The organism is Adhaeribacter sp., assembly GCF_057359045.1.
The window spans coordinates 33,307-50,790 of record NZ_JBMQUD010000003.1 but is presented as its reverse complement, the minus strand read 5'-3'; the positions used below and the strand labels follow the sequence as shown (position 1 = coordinate 50,790).

Annotated in this window: 12 protein-coding genes; 8 read left to right on the top strand and 4 right to left on the bottom strand. The window is 43.2% G+C overall.

Annotated features, from left to right (window positions below; all coding sequences use genetic code 11):
- Positions 1-2: 2 nt before the first annotated feature.
- The 4 genes from ACO1R6_RS00565 to rbsK form a co-directional block, all read right to left on the bottom strand.
- Positions 3-959 (bottom strand): nucleoside hydrolase, encoded by a 957-nt coding sequence (locus ACO1R6_RS00565; RefSeq protein ID WP_486261408.1) that lies wholly within the window; start codon positions 957-959, stop codon positions 3-5.
- Between the two features lie 248 nt (positions 960-1,207).
- Positions 1,208-2,722, bottom strand: coding sequence for a RagB/SusD family nutrient uptake outer membrane protein (locus ACO1R6_RS00560; protein ID WP_486261406.1), 1,515 nt, complete (start codon positions 2,720-2,722; stop codon positions 1,208-1,210).
- A 26-nt stretch (positions 2,723-2,748) separates the two neighbouring features.
- A complete protein-coding gene (locus tag ACO1R6_RS00555) occupies positions 2,749-5,730 on the bottom strand; it encodes a SusC/RagA family TonB-linked outer membrane protein (protein ID WP_486261403.1) in 2,982 nt (993 codons plus the stop codon).
- Positions 5,731-5,804: 74 nt separating this feature from the next.
- On the bottom strand, positions 5,805-6,734 hold the full coding sequence (gene rbsK / locus ACO1R6_RS00550) for a ribokinase (protein WP_486261401.1): 930 nt from the start codon (positions 6,732-6,734) through the stop codon (positions 5,805-5,807).
- Between the two features lie 212 nt (positions 6,735-6,946).
- On the opposite strand from rbsK, the gene ACO1R6_RS00545 reads away from it, so the two are divergent.
- From ACO1R6_RS00545 to ACO1R6_RS00510, 8 genes are all read left to right on the top strand, one after another.
- Positions 6,947-8,476: a hypothetical protein gene (locus tag ACO1R6_RS00545; protein WP_486261399.1), complete on the top strand. Its 1,530-nt coding sequence runs from the start codon at positions 6,947-6,949 to the stop codon at positions 8,474-8,476.
- A 211-nt stretch (positions 8,477-8,687) separates the two neighbouring features.
- The gene (locus ACO1R6_RS00540) at positions 8,688-9,554 is read left to right on the top strand and encodes a DMT family transporter (protein WP_486261397.1); all 867 of its coding nucleotides are present in this window, start codon (positions 8,688-8,690) and stop codon (positions 9,552-9,554) included.
- Between the two features lie 463 nt (positions 9,555-10,017).
- Complete coding sequence (locus ACO1R6_RS00535) at positions 10,018-10,554, top strand: hypothetical protein (protein WP_486261395.1); 537 nt, start codon at positions 10,018-10,020, stop codon at positions 10,552-10,554.
- Positions 10,555-10,853: 299 nt separating this feature from the next.
- Positions 10,854-11,132 carry a hypothetical protein gene (locus ACO1R6_RS00530; RefSeq protein WP_486261393.1) on the top strand — a complete coding sequence of 93 codons (279 nt, stop codon included), beginning with the start codon at positions 10,854-10,856 and terminating at the stop codon, positions 11,130-11,132.
- Positions 11,133-11,318: 186 nt separating this feature from the next.
- Positions 11,319-11,570 (top strand): hypothetical protein, encoded by a 252-nt coding sequence (locus tag ACO1R6_RS00525; protein ID WP_486261391.1) that lies wholly within the window; start codon positions 11,319-11,321, stop codon positions 11,568-11,570.
- 1,559 nt (positions 11,571-13,129) lie between these two features.
- Positions 13,130-14,248 (top strand): SDR family NAD(P)-dependent oxidoreductase, encoded by a 1,119-nt coding sequence (locus ACO1R6_RS00520; RefSeq protein ID WP_486261389.1) that lies wholly within the window; start codon positions 13,130-13,132, stop codon positions 14,246-14,248.
- Positions 14,249-14,284: 36 nt separating this feature from the next.
- Positions 14,285-16,297 carry a GDP-mannose 4,6-dehydratase gene (locus tag ACO1R6_RS00515; RefSeq protein ID WP_486261387.1) on the top strand — a complete coding sequence of 671 codons (2,013 nt, stop codon included), beginning with the start codon at positions 14,285-14,287 and terminating at the stop codon, positions 16,295-16,297.
- Positions 16,297-17,307, top strand: a complete 1,011-nt coding sequence (locus ACO1R6_RS00510; protein ID WP_486261385.1) for an MDR/zinc-dependent alcohol dehydrogenase-like family protein — start codon at positions 16,297-16,299, stop codon at positions 17,305-17,307. The genes ACO1R6_RS00515 and ACO1R6_RS00510 overlap by 1 nt, the downstream gene beginning before the upstream one ends.
- Positions 17,308-17,484: the final 177 nt, after the last annotated feature.

Below are 17,484 nucleotides of genomic sequence, written 5' to 3'. Positions count from 1 at the left end.
TTTTATTTTATTGCCATATCATCCATGAGCCGGCCAATTTCTTCGTAATTAACGCCCGGTTTAAATTTTACATAGGCGTGGTTTTGGGCTTTGCCCGGTACCCATTGGTTGCTGCCATCGAGGTTTACCTGGCAGTAGCCATCTCTCACCAGTTCAAAATATTGATCGGCTTCTGCTGTTAATAAAAATACGGCCACCTGATCCCAACTGGCCCGGCCTTTGAAATTGTTGTAAAGCTCGTAGGCCCGGTAAACCGGATTAACTGGCGTAAGTTTGTTTTTTAAATATTCGCCGCCGGTTATAATTTTTTCGCCCACTTCCCAACCGGCAAATATTACCGGCTTTTCCCAGTTTTGGAGGCAGTAAACCGTTGAGCCGGGGTCGGGGCGGTAAAAGTTGGCTTCTTTGCCTTCGGGGAACTGGCCGCCCATACACAGCCATTTCGCCACTTTTTGGTTTACCAGTTCTTTGCCGCTTAACGGTGAATATTTATCGCCGCCTGATTTTAATAAATTTTGCAGATTGGTTAAATGCCCAATAGTAATAATAACCACCGACGAATCCGGACTTTTGCTTAACAATTTACGATAGAGAACCGTGGCATCTTCGGCTTTTTCATGAGATTTTAACTTGTGCGGAAATTCGGCGGCCACCTGGCGGGTATAACGGGAGTGATTTTTTAAGTTGGGCTGATCTTTTAGTACCCCAATAGGTAAGCGCGGTCGGCCATAATATTTATTCATGGCGGAAGTGCATTCGGCGGCGTACGGGTCGTCGCTGGTAACAATTACCCCGATAAAATTTATTTTCTTTTGGTCGGCTAAAGTGTGCACCATGGCCAGGGCTTCAGCATCGTCTACATCTGAGTCGATATCGGCATCCAGAATAACCCGGACCTGGGCAAAATTATAATGACAAAAGAATAAAATCAGGAATAATATATTAAGCGTTTTCTTCATGTTTGAAATATAAATCTTTTACAAGACTAAATCTTTTTAGTACCGCCAGCATTTAATTGCCTTGGTTCAGGTTTCAGGCTATTGGCAAGTAGTTTTAAATAAATCAGGACTTTTGCAAAGTTGTCGTTTTAATCTTTAAATCCTTCCTCTACCCCCGCCAGAGGGGGACCTTTCAATAGCTTTGTGAAATACCTATAAATTAAGAATGGGGGCTATTTATGCAAAAACAGCACCCGCTCTTAAATTATTTAATAATTCTGGTTTTGTGGAAAGGGAGCCGTTAAGCGGTCGATTTGGTTTTGAGGAATCGGCCGCAGCAAATGGTGCGGTTGAATATTTTGTCCGGCGGCAGAATGAGCTTTAATTCGTTCCAGGGCTTTGCCGGTTCTAACCAAATCGAACCAACGGTGCATCTCGCCGGCCAATTCCCGGGCCCGTTCATCCAGAATCATATCAATATTTAGCTGGGAAGCACTTATGGATAAATCAAAACCAGGGCGACTGGCGCGCTTGCGCACTTCGTTAAAGTACGTTACAGCTTCGGCGGTATTGCCCGCCATCATCAGGGCTTCGGCGGCAATTAAGTAGGTTTCGCCTAACCTAAAAACAATAAAATCTTTATTGCCCCGAGCTTCGTTTACGTTGGGCCGGGTGGGGTCCCAATATTTTAATAGTGTGGGGTGAAACTCTATTTTATCTCGCCAGATCTCATCTACCGGGTCGTTTAATTTTTTACCAGCTGGTAAAGTAGCCGCATTATTATAGTAATAATCGTCGAAAGTGCGCCAGATATCAGTCCGTTCATCTTTTTGGTCATCAAACAAACTCATCAGAAAAGGGGTAGGCGCATACCGTGAAAAAGGTCGTCCCCATTGCAGCACCCGTTGCATACCCGGAATATCGGAATAAGAATTCTGGAAGAATAAGTGCGACTGGTTGCCGGCACCCGAATTAGCCGGATCGTTTTCGTACTGCACCGAGAATATTATTTCTTTATTTGTTTGGTTCGTATGCAGAAAAATATCGTTGAAAGTAGGCACCAAGCTGTAGTTGGTCTGGTCGGCGATTACTTTTTTGGCGAAGGTGGCGGCGTTGTTCCAATCCTGCGTAATCAGGTAAACTTTACTTAGCAAATGCTGCGCAGTGCCTTTCCGGATGCGACCCCACTGCGGATAATTGGGGTCCAAGTTGGCTTCGGCGTACAGCAAATCTTCTACCATTAATTTATACACTTCGGCTTTGGGGGTGCGGGTAGCTTCGGTTATTACGCCCTGGGTGGGGGTAGTCATTAACGGAATATCGCCGAACTGCTGCACCAGCCAGTAATAAGCTAAGGCACGAATAAATTTGGCTTCGGAAACGGCCCGTGCTTTTCGCTTCTCATCCATTTTTATAGCTGTTGCCGACTCAATTATGGTATTGCTGATATTAATGATTTTGTAACAGGTAGACCAGATATTTTCCACTTCACCCGAAAAGGAGTTCAAATCCGGATCGTAAAGGTTAAAAGGTAAGCCTAATGTGCCTTTGCCGTGCGTAAAAATATCGGTACCCAGAATGGTTAACCGGAAAGGTTCTTCCCTTTCGCCGTAAATAGCCCGTAAATTAGCATAGGCAGCATTTACGCCGGCGTTCAGGGCCGGCTCGTCTACGTAAAAATTTACTGGGTTCAAAACCGATTTGGGATCTTCTTCCAGAAAATCTTTGGTGCAGGCCTGGCTCCCGAGTAACAGAATAAATAATAAATATATTTTCGTTTTCATTTTCTCTAACTTAAAAATCCCGATTCTTAAAAACTAACATTCACGCCCATTAAAGCCATTTTGGTACTGGGGTAGCTATCTATGCTGGTGCCGGATTCCGGATCCCAACCTTTAAATTTGGTGAAGGTGAAAGGATTCTGGGCGCTCACGTAAACCCGTAAAGCCTGAATGCCGATGCCTTTTAGCAAATTTTCGGAGAAATTATAGCCCAGGTTAATATTCCGGACTCTTACAAAAGAAGCATCGCGGTACCGCAGCACACTTAAATTAGGGTTGTTGGCACCGGCCGAAACGGGCCGCGGAAAATCATTGCTGGGGTTTTCGAGGGTGTAATAATTTACAAACGTGGGAATATTGTAGCGGCCTTCCAGGTTGTCGAGGGCGTAAATGGCGCTGTTCACCATAAAGTCCTGGCGGGTATTTACAAACACCGATAAGTCGAAGCCTTTAAAGCTAAAATTATTGGTGATACCGCCGCTCCATTTCGGAAACGGCGAGCCCAGAATTTTTCGATCGGCGGCCGTAATCTGGTTATCGTTATTCAGGTCTTTTACCTTAATCTGACCGGGGGTGCGGCCGTAAATTTTGGCGGCATCGGCTTCGTTTTCCTGCCAGATGCCATCAAACACCAAATCGTAATGCACACTTATGGGCTGGCCAATAAACCAGAGATTTCCCACATCGTCTTTACCATCGCCGTATAAATCCAAAATCTGGTTTTTGTTAAAAGCCCCGTTCAGGTTGGTTGTCCACCGAAAGCCATTAGGTAAATCGAGGTTAACGGTACTTAAATTTAACTCATATCCCGAATTTTTAGTAGCCCCTATATTAGATAAAACCCGCTGAAAACCGCTGTGCGGCGCCAGCGCCCGGTCCAGGAGCAGGTCGGTGGTTTTAGTCTGGTAATATTCCAAAGAGCCGGTAATCCGGTTATCCAGCAAGCCAAAATCTAAACCTATATTGGCCTGGTGCGAGGTTTCCCACATCAGCTCGAAGTTGGGCAAAGTATTGGGCTCAAAACCAAGTGCCGGCTCCGAACCAAACAAATAAGACCGCCGCGTAAGGCTACCCATTGATTGGTACGGGTTAAGGGCTGTATTGCCAATGGCGCCGTAACTGGCCCGTAGTTTTAATTCCGAAACAGGTGCTACGCCATCCATAAAGCTTTCTTGCTTAATGCGCCACCCAATGGCCGCAGATGGGAAGAAACCGAACTTTTTATCCTGCCCAAACCGGGAAGAACCGTCGCGCCGGGCCGTTAAAGTAAGTAAATATTTTTCTTTCAGGCTGTAGTTAATGCGGGCCATGTAAGAAAGAATCGACCACACCTGCTGATCCGAATCGAAAGCCCGGATTTGACCCGCTGACATATCGTGCCAGAGCATCTTTTCGGAGGGCAGCCCCATTACTTCCATGGTATTATCTTCGTAAGTCTGCTCCTGAATACTATGGAGTAAAGTAGCATCCAGGTTATGAATTTCGCGAAAGGTTTTATTGTAAGAAATGATGTTTTCTAAAGTATAAGCTTTGGTATTGGCTTTAGAATTGGTTGCCCGGTTGGGTGCGCCCTGCAAGGTGTTGGTATAGCTCCCGATAAAACGCCCGCGGTTATCAAAAGAAATATCCGGACCAAAATTTAAACGGTATTTCAGGCCCTTTAAAAACTCGTACTCGGCGTAAAGGCTGCTAAAAATACGGGTGCGCTCTCGCTGATTTTTTTCGTTTTCGGCATCGGTGCGGGGGTTACCCAACAAAGCTTCGCTGGTCGGGAAGAGCCGGTAAGTACCATCTTCGTTGTAAATATCGCCCAAGGGGCTAATCCGCATCGACTGCCCCAGTACCTGCCCCAGGTTAATAATATTTTCTTTTGAAGTGGAAAGCAAGGTAGAGGTACCTATTCTGAAGCGATCGTTTATCTGATGGTCCAGGTTTAGTTGCAAAGAGCCCCGGGTAAAATCGGAATTATAAACAATACCTTGCTGCTCTAAGAAATTAGCGCTTATGGAGAACCTTGTTTTCTGGTTGCCGCCCAGTACCCCCACCGAATGGCTTTGCTGGCGGCCTTTTCTTAAGTTAAAATCCTGCCAGTCTACCTGGTGGCCGGCATTGTAATTCTTCAGTTCAATTGGGTCCAGCAGTTTATCTAGTTGGTTGGTGCGTAGAGAAGCGCTTTTGTATTTCACCCATTCTTCGGCACCCAGGACATCAATCTTGTTTAATATACTCGAAACGCCCACGTAGCCGTCGTAAGTAACTTGGGTTTTGCCTTCTTTACCGCGCTTGGTAGTAATTAAAACCACCCCGTTAGAACCCCGGGCGCCGTAGATAGCCGTAGCCGAAGCATCCTTTAATACTTCCATCGACTCAATAATATTTGGGTTAATATCGCTGATTCCGCCCGAAATTGGAATACCATCTACCACGAAAAGCGGATCGTTATTAGCCCGAATGGAATTTACCCCGCGAATGCGGATGGTGGCCCCAGCGCCGGGTGCATGCCCCGAGGCAATTACATCTACCCCGGCGGCGCGGCCCTGCAAAGCCTGGTCTGCCGAAACAACCGGCACCGATTTTATATCGGCCGCCGATACCGAAGAAATAGCGCCGGTTAACTGACTTTTTTCCCGCGTACCGTAACCCACTACTACTACTTCCTGTAAACTTTTCGCGTCGTCTTCGAGCGTAACCGAATAAGTACCGGCCCCATTAAAAGCTACTTCTTTGGTAGTATAACCAATAAAAGAAAAAACTAAAGTACCTGTTTCTTTGGTGGTGGTTAACCTGAAATTTCCGTTAGGATCGGTGGCCGTGCCGTTGGTAGTATTCTTTTCTAAAACGGTAACGCCAGGCAAACCAGCGCCGGTTTTATCAGTAACCCGGCCGGATACACTAACCGGGGCCTGCTGCTGATTTTGGGAAGCTAAAGTTCTTTTGGCGAAAACAAATGGTACCTGGTGCAAACTCAGCGCCAAAGCTAAGCCACACCTGAAAAGGTATTTTTTTTGCATAATAATTTAAGTATTGGTGGTGAATAATCAGGTAGCGTTAATGAAAGAACTTAAATCGGGTTCGGAGATACATCTCACGCGGGAGAATCGACAGCAGGCAGGGCCTGTACTTCTTGGCGGTTAGGAATAGAAGCCTGGGCGCCCATGCGTGTAACCGAAATAGCGGCCACTTTGCAGGCAAAAGCCACGGCATCGGTTAAAGCCTGATTTTCGGCCAGCGCTACCGTTAGGGCGCCATTAAAACAATCGCCGGCAGCAGTGGTATCGGTGGCAGCCACTTGCGGAGCCGGAATTAACTGCGAAATGGAACTGGATTGGAGGTAAGCGCCTTTGGCCCCTAAGGTAATAATTACGTTAGGCACGCCCAGGTCCTGCAATTTACCGGCGGCTTTTTGGGCGGTAGCTGTATCTGTTACCCTAATACCCGTTAGCAATTCGGCTTCTGTTTCATTGGGCGTTATCACGTATAATAGCGGAAATATATCGGCAGGTAACGTTTGGGCAGGAGCCGGATTTAATACCACCCGGAGCTTTTTTTCGTAACTTTTCCGGATTACAAAATCCACCGTAGGCAACGGAATTTCTAACTGCAGCAATACCATGGTGTTTTCTTCGGCCGATTCCAGCGCCATTTCTATATCAGAAGGCTTTAACTGACCATTGGAGCCAGGTGCTACCGATATACAGTTTTCGCCCCTGGCATCCACGTTAATGAGCGCCACCCCGGAAGGATGCTCCGCATCTATGGTTACAAATTGGGCATCAATATTTTCGCGCTGAAACTGCTGCAAAGCCTGGCGCCCAAATATGTCGTTGCCAACTTTGGTTATAAACGTAACCTGCCCACCTAAACGTGCGGCCGTTACCGCCTGGTTAGCTCCTTTACCGCCCGGGTTCATGAAAAATTTACCGCCCAGCACCGTTTCGCCGGGCAAAGGAAATTTGTCGGCTTTTATTACCATATCGGTATTAGAACTGCCAACCACTATTATTTTTTTGTGCATATAATTTAATGTTCAACCGTTTTTACATCACTAAGTAAATCCTAAAATTTCCCGACTTGCTGAAATGGTTAGGCTAACTAATGCACTAAAACTATTTAAATATTAAATAGAATTTAACCTAATTTGTAAGTACTTTAGACATTTCTATCAAGCTTCTAAATCCATTTTTTTAGTTAAATTACTCGATTTAATAGCAGCATTCCGACATTTCTATGGCTACTTTCCACCACCTTACCACCTTAATAAAATCTTTATCTAAATCGGAGAAACGTTATTTTAAATGGTGTTACCCCTGGCAGCCCGGCGATAAAATTTATGGCGATTTGTACGATATGATTGAAAAAGGCAATATGCCAGACCAAGTGGTAAAGAGCAGGTTAAAGAAAGTTTTCCCAGCTGCTGTTTTGGAGCCCGCCTGTAAGCATTTATATAAGATGCTCATGCGCAGTTTGCGCAATTTCGAAGCCGATAAATCGGTGGAGAACAGACTAATAAATTTATTAGGCGATGTAAAGATCTTATTTAATAAAGGAATATTTGATCGCTGTTTTTCTGAGATAGAAAAGGCAAAGAAATTGGCTTTGCGCCACGAAAAGTTTAGCTACTATCTGTTGTTTGCCCGCCTGGAATTACAATACCTCACTAATCTGGAGTTTCCGGAGACCGACGAAGCTGCTTTACTGCAAAAACAGGAAAAAATTAACGACCTGCTTTACCACGAATTATTTATTAACCGCCATGCCTCGCTTTACGAGATATTGATTTACCGGTATTACAAGCAAGGCTCTGTGCGTAGCGAAACCGAAAATGCCCGGTTAAATGACTTACTGCTGGAAGAGTTTCAGGTTAACGCCACTAGAAAATATAATTCCTTCGAATCAAAAAAAATGCATTTGCATTTTCAGTCTACTTACTTTCTGATGACCGGCAGCCCGGAGCAGAGCCTGCAAATATTTAAAGAGTTAGACACGCTTTTCCAGGAAAATAAAACGCTTTGGCATGATTCGCCGGTTTATTATATTTATTTGCTCCACGGCATTTTAACCGATTTATACTTAAAGCAAAGTTATACCGGTATGCCTTATTTTATGCAGCAACTAGAGCAAGTACAACCGCACGCCGATAGTTTGTCCTTGCTAAAACAGCACCTGGTATATTTTCATCGCATTGGCTTTTTAACCGGACAGGCCGATAATAAAGCGGCATTGGCTTTGGCCCAGGAGTACGAAGGAATATTTCTGGCTAAAAAAACCATGCTACCGCCCAATGCTTTGGCTACTATGTATTTCCGGCTGGCGGTTGTTTATTTTAGTGTTCAGGATTTTCCTAAATCGCTGCAACTGGTTAATGTTATTTTAAATAGTTCCGGCGGCTTTATTTCGTCGCAATTGTATGTTTTAGGCCGCTTGCTACATTTGCTCATTCACCTGGAACTGCAAAACGAAGATTACCTGCATTACGAAATCAAATCGGTGGAACGCAAACTAAGAACCGGTAGTAAATTATTTAATCTCGAAAAGATAACCCTGCAGTTCTTAAAAAGATGGGTAAGTACCGCTAATAAAATGAAGGCCTTAAGATACTACGCCGATGCCCTTGCTGAACTGGAAGAAAACGCCTATGAAAATCAGTTGCTCCGGCAATTTCCCTTCCGGAATTGGGTAAAAGCGCATCTACAAAAAACGCATTTGCTAGCTATTGAACCGCCAAAATCTGCTAAAGAAGCAATTTATAAGGTATAAACTATCTCTGGAGCAATGATATAAGTTTTCTGTATTTGTTTTAAATATTTATCCGTTTTAGAAGCTAGCTTCTTCTAAAACTGATTAATTGGTTCATTTGGGTACTAAATTAAATTTTAAGAATACTGGATAAAACAAGTATGCTTTGATTTCCGATGGCGTTGGGTAACTTTGCGCCCCAGAAGCATAAATTTTCTTTTTAGCAGTTACCATGCGCCAGATTTTGCCGGGTATCCTTTTCGCAATGTTGTGGGCTTCGGCAAGTGCCGCTACTAAGTTTGGTGTGCAGGTAGCCGACCCGTTGGTACTAGCGAATACCCGTTTTTTTATTGCCAGCGGCCTGATGCTGGCCTATGCTTACGGTTGGCAGGCCGGTAAAAACAGGTTGCCCCGAGGCATAGAATGGCGGCACTTATTAGTATTTGCTTTGCTAAATACCACAATCTATTTAGGGTCTTATGTGTTGGCTTTAAAACAAGTATCGGCAGGTATTGGCAGCTTAGCAGTAGCCACCAATCCGCTGTTTATCACTTTGTTTTCGGCCGTTTGGTTGCGGCGGCCTTTGCGTTGGTACGAGGTAGGGGGCTTAATTTTAGGACTAACCGGCGTAGGATTGGCTACTTACCCGTTGTTACAAAATAGTTATGCCACGGTAACTGGTCTACTTATTTTATTGGTAGGCATGTTGTCGGTTTCGGTGGCAACGGTTTATTACGCCCGGGTGCATTGGCAATTACCCAGTGTGGTAATAAACGGGTGGCAGGTTTTTCTGGGCGGCTTATGCTTACTCCCTTTTACTTTACTTACTGCTAATATTTCTAACAGCCATTTCGATTCTACTTTCTGGTATTCGGTAGCCTGGTTGGTTTTACCGGTATCGATTGTTTCATTACAGGTTTGGTTTTACCTGGTTGCCCAAGATGCCGTTCGAGCTTCCTTGTGGTTATTTTTATGCCCCATATTTGGTTTCTTTTACGCCTGGGCCTTGCTCGATGAACCCATAACGCTGTTTACCGTGGCCGGTACTTTGCTCGTTATTCTGGGCCTATATTTGGCCCAACGCGAAAAATTCCGCTAAACGGCACCTTTTCTTATAATTTATTTAAATCATCTTCATACGTCATTTGCCTGCATTTACCTGGTGGTATAACCTGGCGGGCCTGCGCTAATGGTAAATGTGTGCACGAATATTCAGGCAAACAAAAGAGGAATAAGTCCGAAGATTGGGTTTCAGGACTTTAAATATTGGTTTCAGGATTCAATATCGGGTATTCAGCCAGAAAAATTTTATATCCGGTTTAGTACGCATTATTTTTACATCAACAAAAGAAATAAATTATTTAAACCAGCTCCAGAAAAGATTATTTAAGACCTTATTTAACCCATTAAAGCGAAGTCCTAAAGCACTTATAAATTTTAATTAGCATTATTCGTTAAACCTTAAACCAAACCCTAACCCCATATTAAACGCCATTAATTATTTTATTTCAATTATTATGTTAAATTAGAAATTCTGAACCAAACACTAAAACTAAAACACTATGAAAAAATTTACTTTAATCTGTACCGCCATTTTAATGTTTTTTGCCGTTCTGCCTTCGCAAGCCCAGGATATATCTGACCGGAGTATTAATGTTAACGCCGGTATTGGGCTAGGCGCCTATACGGCCGGGGGCATTCCCATTGGTGCTTCGGTAGAGGTGGGCATTAAAAACAATATTGCGGTAGGAGGCTTTTTCGATTTTGCCCGTTATGGCCGCAGTTATGGCGGTTACAAATGGAACTATACCTTTCTGTATTTCGGGGGGCGCGCCTCTTACCATTTAGGCGATTTATTAAAAGAACTAGGTTTGGCCGAAGATAAATTTGACCCGTATGCCGGCCTGACCTTAGGGGTAAGAACAGCTTCTTATAAAGATAACACTGGTATCGAGAATTACCACAGCCCTTACTCATCGGGTGTTTTCCTGGGCGCGCATGTGGGTACCCGCTACTATTTTTCCGATAAAATTGGTGCCTTTGGCGAAGTTGGATACGGAGTTTCGGCGTTACGCTTAGGCATTACCGCCAAACTCTAGAACCAGGTAGTAGTCGCGTTTTAAATTCTTTAAAAGCCGATTACTGTAGAATTTATGAAAACAAAGGTCCAAACCCTGGTGCTTCTAGTGCCAGGGTTTTTTCTGCTTCTTTAACAACAGGCTCTCTTTATAAAACTCTCAATTATTAAATCCTTAAATATTGAGTATCAGGTAATATATATTGCCTGTATTATTTACTTTTAAATTTTTCTTTATTATATTACTTTTTTTAGCCAGTTTCCGTAATGCTGTATTTTCTGACCATGTAGTCTATTTCTAAACTTCAACTTAATTTTGCTATGCTCACGAACCAAGCCACTCCTTTTAGAAACCAATTAACTGCCACGCATAAACAACTCCAGGTTTTAAAACTGCGGGAGTATATTTACAACTACCTGTGTAAATTAGATGGTATTTCTGAAGCGGAAGCTTGCAGCATAGCCACTATCGATCCGGAGAACCGGTTGGTTAAAACCAAATATTTCACCGACAACGACATCCGGTACGTAAATGGCCGCCTAGAAGAAATTGAAAAACTAAGCCTCGAAATTAAAGGAATTCAAGTTTTAGTGAATTAGAATAATTTAAAGGCCAATAGCGTTTAAAATGGTAAAAACGGCTTTTTAGTTATATATTTTCTGGTGAAATTAAGTTTTTGTTAAATTTTTCTTAGTTGCCGTAACCATATTTAATTTGCAGCGTAGGGTTGCATCTTAATCAGTGCGTGAGTTATATTTGGTTTCCCTATTCAAGTATAATTGCGAATGAATCAAAAAGACTACCTGATTACGGCATCAAATAGCCAAAAATATAACATTCGGCTTTGTGAAATAATCGCTACTGGCAGCGAATCGGATAGCTACGACAAAATTTATATCATTTATAAAACACCGGCTGGTGAGTATATTAAACGGGTTAAGCATTTTCATCCGCTGGGCGGAGGCGCACCCGAAGTTACTTATGAAGTTATTACCGATAAACAAGTGGCTGAATACCAGGGTAAAAAATTTTCCTAATGGATTTAGCTTACCTTTATCGGTCTAAATAAATATTTTTATTTTTCCTTTCGCTTCAGCCGAAAAGGCTAAATTCCCCTGCCCAATCAAATAAATAATTGCTTCTGCCTTTAATCTACTTAGTTTAAAATTTAATTAAGCTAATATTTTAGTTTAACCTAATTGGTTTTCAGTAACTAGGCGAAAGTATTATACCTATTTAGTTGGGCAAATAATTATAAATCTCTGAACTTGTTTCGTGTTTTGTTAAATTGTAGTAACCATTGCCTTTGGTGCTGTTATCGGCGCCAATTATTTAGCTTTTGCCAGACTACTTGCCGATGAAAACACGTGGCAAGGGCAAGCGTTCATGCACTTTCCAAAACACTAAATAGCTTGGAAATTTTAATTTATGATTAAAATTGCTTACTTACTTAGCCAATCTTAATCATTTATCAGGTCTTTGTATTTTCTAATCTTTTAAGTAGCTCCAAAAAGGAATTTAATCCATATTTATTTTCCAAAAGTTAAATATTAATAGGCTCATTAAATAAATTGCGTTCGTTTATTGCTCTTTGAAAGCGCTAAAGATTAGCCTTACTCCCTGAAAGTTGTTACCTATATAATAGATATTCTTTTTAATTTTTATAGTATAGAATTTGGCCGGTTAATCGTGTTTGCTAGGTAATTATTGCCCGTAATTGATGCTTTTACCAGCGCTAAGAACTAGTGTCCGAATGGCTTTTAAAAGCAAAGTTTCCCGTAGAAATACTTATTTATAGGGGAATTAATACTTATATAGATGGCTGGCTATTATTAAAAGGAATATAGCTAAAGTTAAATTTTTTTCTATAAATGTTTATCATTCAAAAGTTTAAAGAATAGGATACTGGATTTTATTTATATAATATTATATTAATATATTAATACTTTAGCTTCTTCTTCTATAACCCCCTTTTTCAAATTACGTTTTAGATTGTTAATTCCGGAATATAGCTATATGACTATTAAAATTGTTGGTTGAGAGAAGAAATATTACGGGTAGTAAAACTTTGATAACCGTAAATTTTTACGATGCAGGAATAATCTTCGCCAAATTACGTAAGCAGTTGGTAAAAACTAAGCCAGTATTCAAGAATATTGTTAACCACCTACCGCCTCTGGCCAGATTTTTTTCTTACAAGTTCGTAAAGCAAACGGAGTACTGCCCTGTAGAAAGGGAATTTGGTGTACAGGTGCTGCGGCTTATGGCTTTATTTCTATCATCTGTCAGTAGGTTTCTAACCCCAATGGGTATTTTGTTACTCGACCGGAGTGGCCAGGTACCCCGTTAAACTTAAAACCAAAAGTACTTCCATTGATTTTGAAACAGAATATTGGTGCCTGTAAACAGTAACTGAGCTTAAGCTGGTTTAAGGGCTCAATTCTCCGGGAATCCGGAATGAGAATGTTTTTTCTTTGCCAGGTTGGTTCAGCCTTTAAAAATTGTTGCTGCCTTTAACCTGTTAGTAGTACTAATTAATTATGAATTGCGACTAAGCTTATACCCATATTAACACCAAGTCCTATCAGAAAAAGAGATGAAGAAGAAAGTATTAATTACCGGTGGTGCGGGTTTTATTGGCTCACACCTGGCCGATGAATTACTCAATTTTGGTTACGAAGTGCGGGCCCTCGATAATTTATCGGAGCAGGTGCACGGCAAAAACTGCGAACGTCCGGAATATTTAAACCCGGCAGTAGAACTGCTGGTTGGGGATGTGCGCGATAAAAAAATGGTGGAGCAAGCATTAGAAGGGGTAGATGCGGTTTTTCACCTGGCAGCGATGGTAGGCGTAGGGCAAAGCATGTACGAAATAAAAGAATATACTGATGTAAATAATACCGGTACCGCCGTTCTGTTAGAAGCTTTAGCTAAAAATCCGGTACAGAAACTAGTGGTGGCATCCAGCATGAGTATTTACGGCGAAGGCATGTACCAGAATGCCGCCGGCAAAATGGTTATTGCCGGCGAACGGCCGCTGGAGCAATTAAAAGCTGGTAAATGGGAAGTATTAGACAGTGCGGAAACGGAATTGCAGCCGATACCAACCCCCGAAAGTAAAACGCCTTGCTTATCTTCGGTTTATGCTTTGTCTAAATACGACCAGGAACGCATGAGCCTGATTGTGGGCCGGGCATATAACATACCAACTGTAGCCATGCGTTTTTTTAACGTTTATGGTACGCGCCAGGCCTTATCTAATCCGTATACCGGCGTTTTAGCTATTTTTGCTTCCCGGTTCCTGAATGATAATCCGCCAATGATCTTTGAAGATGGTAACCAGCAACGCGATTTTGTACATGTGCGCGATGTAGCATTGGCTTGCCGCCTAGCCTTGGAAACCCCCGAAGCTGATGGTCAGGTATTTAATGTTGGCAGCGGTAATAATTACACCATAACCGAAATAGCCGAAAGGTTGGCGCACGTGGTAAATAAAAGCCATTTAAAGCCTCAGATTACCGGCAAATACCGCGTGGGCGATATTCGGCATTGTTACGCCGATATTTCGCTGGCCCAGCAAATACTCGGTTTTTATCCGCAGGTAGATTTTAACAGTGGTTTACTAGAGCTTGCCGAGTGGCTTGAAGGCCAGATTGCCCACGACCGGGTAAACGAAGCCAGTGCAGAATTAGCTGCCCGCGGCCTGACGGTATAATGTATAAACGCCTGTAGAATATAAGAAATAAAATCCATGGCAGAGATTAAAAATAAAAAATTAACTACTGTAAATAGGAGTTTGCCGGTGCTGGGACTGGCCGCATCTTTTCGGCCCGGCGATAAAGATCGGGTAGAAGAAGTACTTACCGACCTGGCCAAGTTAAAGGTAAAAGATTTGCGGTTAGAAATTTCCTGGCCCGACTATGCTACCCCGCAAGGAAAAGACTGGTACGCCTGGTTGGTACCCCAATTGGCCCAAGCTGTTAACCTGTTGCCTTGTTTTAAATACCCGTTTACTGCTGCCCCCACACAGATAAGTATTAAGAATTTGCCCGATGTATTAAATAATTTCATTTCTGATCTGGGCACCCATTTTTCCTGGATAGAATTATCGGCCGATTCTTTAAACCAAAGTATTCCGGATAACCAACAACCGGATCTGGCAGAGTTGCTGGTGTCAGCACTGGGTGTTGCCCAAACGCACGGCAAAAAAGTTGTTTTGGGAAATACCAGCCCGGTTTTACTGCAGAATATTTATAATAACGGTGTACTTAACCAAATAAATGCAATAGGCTTAGCCACCGTATCTGCTTCCGGAAAAATGAATTGGGAAAATACTATTACCCAAACGCAGGCAGCACTAAAGAAATACCACAGTTCCGCCGATATCTGGATTACCGAAGCTGGTCTTACTGGGTGGCAGCCCGATGAGTTTCAGCAACTAGCTGCGTTTCGGGTTCTGCTGAACGCCCAGGTGGCTAAAGTATATTGGTGCGGCTTACAGGATAGTGAATTGGAAGATGTAACAGCGGAAGATACCTACGTTGTCGGCCAGTTGGAATATTCTGGTTTAAAACAGGCCGATGGCAGACCTAAGTTATTATACCGGTTGTGGGCCGAAAACGGATTGGCGGGACTAAACGCACTGACTTGCCTGCAACACAAAACTACTTATCATACTGCAGAAAAATATAGCCTCATTACCGGTGGAGCTGGTTTTGTGGGTACCAATTTAGCCAAACGCTTACTCGAAGAAGGCCGCAAAGTATTAATTCTGGATAATTTATCGCGCACCGGCGTAGAACATAACTTACAATGGCTGTACGATAATTACCCTAACGGGCTGGCGGTTTGCGTAGGCGATATCCGCGATTTAGCTACCGTAAAAAAAGTAGTACAGGGAGCCGACCAGGTTTTTCATTTTGCGGCACAGGTAGCGGTTACTACCTCACTCGATAAGCCTATCAACGATTTTGAAATAAATGCCCGCGGCACCTTAAATTTATTAGAAGCCATTCGGGCGCAGAAAACGCCGCCGCCGCTGGTATTTACCTCTACAAACAAAGTATACGGCGGCCTCGAAGATTTACAATTTATTTCTAACGGTTCGCGGTATAATCCTTCCGATAAAAATATTCTTTTAAACGGTATTGGCGAAGACCGCCCCTTAGATTTTCATAGCCCTTACGGTTGTTCTAAAGGCGCTGCCGACCAGTACGTAATTGATTACGCCCGCACCTATCATTTACCGGCAGTGGTTTTCCGGATGAGCTGTATTTACGGTCCGCACCAGTACGGCAACGAAGACCAGGGCTGGGTGGCTCATTTTGCCATTCGGGCCATCGAAAACAAAGCTATCAGTATTTACGGCGATGGCAAGCAAGTGCGCGATGTATTGTTTGTGGAAGATTTAGTAGATGCTTTTTTACTCGCCCAAAAACACATGCCCGACATTAGCGGCCAAGCCTTTAATATTGGCGGCGGTGCCCAGAATACCACCAGTTTGTTAGAGCTCCTGCAAATGATTGGTGAGTTTCAGGGCCATAAAATCCCGCTAAATTTTGATAAATGGCGTCCCGGCGACCAGCATTATTACGTTTCGGATATTCGTAAATTTAAAAAAGCAACCGGTTGGTATCCGAAGCACTCGGTACAAGAAGGCGTATCTAAATTATACCGGTGGTTGTGCGAAGTACGGGGCGTAACCTTACCCACCGACTTTTCTATTGTAGAAGAAAACGAAAACACCAAAGTAGCTTTAGCCTAATGAATCTTGCGTTAGAAACCGATATTCCTGAATTAAAAGAAAGTATATTTAAAACCATGCGGGCCGCTGTTATTATTGCCCCGCAACAGGTAGAAATAAAAGAAGTACCCCTGCCGGAGCCCAGCTTAACCCAAGTCCGGATTAAAATGGAAGGTTGCGGTTTGTGTGCCTCCAATATTCCGGTTTGGCAAGGCCGGGAGTGGTTTAGTTACCCTATAGCGGCCGGTAATCCGGGCCATGAGGGCTGGGGCGTAGTAGATGCCATTGGTGCGAATGTAACCGAAGTGGCAGTGGGCGATCGCGTAGCTGCCATTACTTATAACGCATATGCCCAGTATGACTTATCGGAAGCGGATGCCGTAGTAAAATTACCTGCTTCTTTGGCTGGCATTCCTTTCCCCGGCGAACCTTTGGGCTGCGCCATCAATATTTTTAAACGCTCCGATATTCAGGCCGGCCAAACCGTAGCCATTCTGGGTATTGGGTTTTTAGGCGCTTTACTGGTGCAATTGGCTAAAAAAGCCGGCGCGCGGGTGATTGCTTTATCGCAACGCGATTTTTCGTTGGCCATGGCCGAAGCGGCCGGAGCCGACGAAATAGTGAAACTAGACGACCACTGGCAAATAATTCAGAAGGTAAAAAGTTTAACCAACGACCAATTTTGCGAACGGGTAATTGAATGTACCGGTAAAGAATGGCCTTTAAATTTAGCCGGTGAATTAACCGCCGAAAGAGGTAAATTAATTATTGCGGGTTTCCACCAGGATGGCATGCGCTCGGTAAATGTGCAGCTCTGGAACTGGCGGGGCCTGGATGTAATAAATGCCCACGAACGTGACCCGAAAATTTACCTGAGTGGTATGGCAGAAGCCATTACTGCCGTTGAAACCGGCCGCATGGACCCAACACCGCTTTATACCCACACGTTTGCTTTAGAAAGTATGGCCGATGCTTTTCATACTTTAGCCGAGCGTCCGGATGGCTTTATGAAAGCGCTGATTAAATTTTAAATTATTTAAATTAAAAATATTTGCCGGTTATGCTTTTGGCCAGGGTAGGAAGTGAGCAAAAAAATAATTAAAAATTTGATTGCGGCAGCAGACATCTGCAATTAAAATTTTACGGATTCTGGCCAATAAGCAAATTATTGCCGGGCAACCAAAGGGCTCTGCTACAGAAGTAAATTG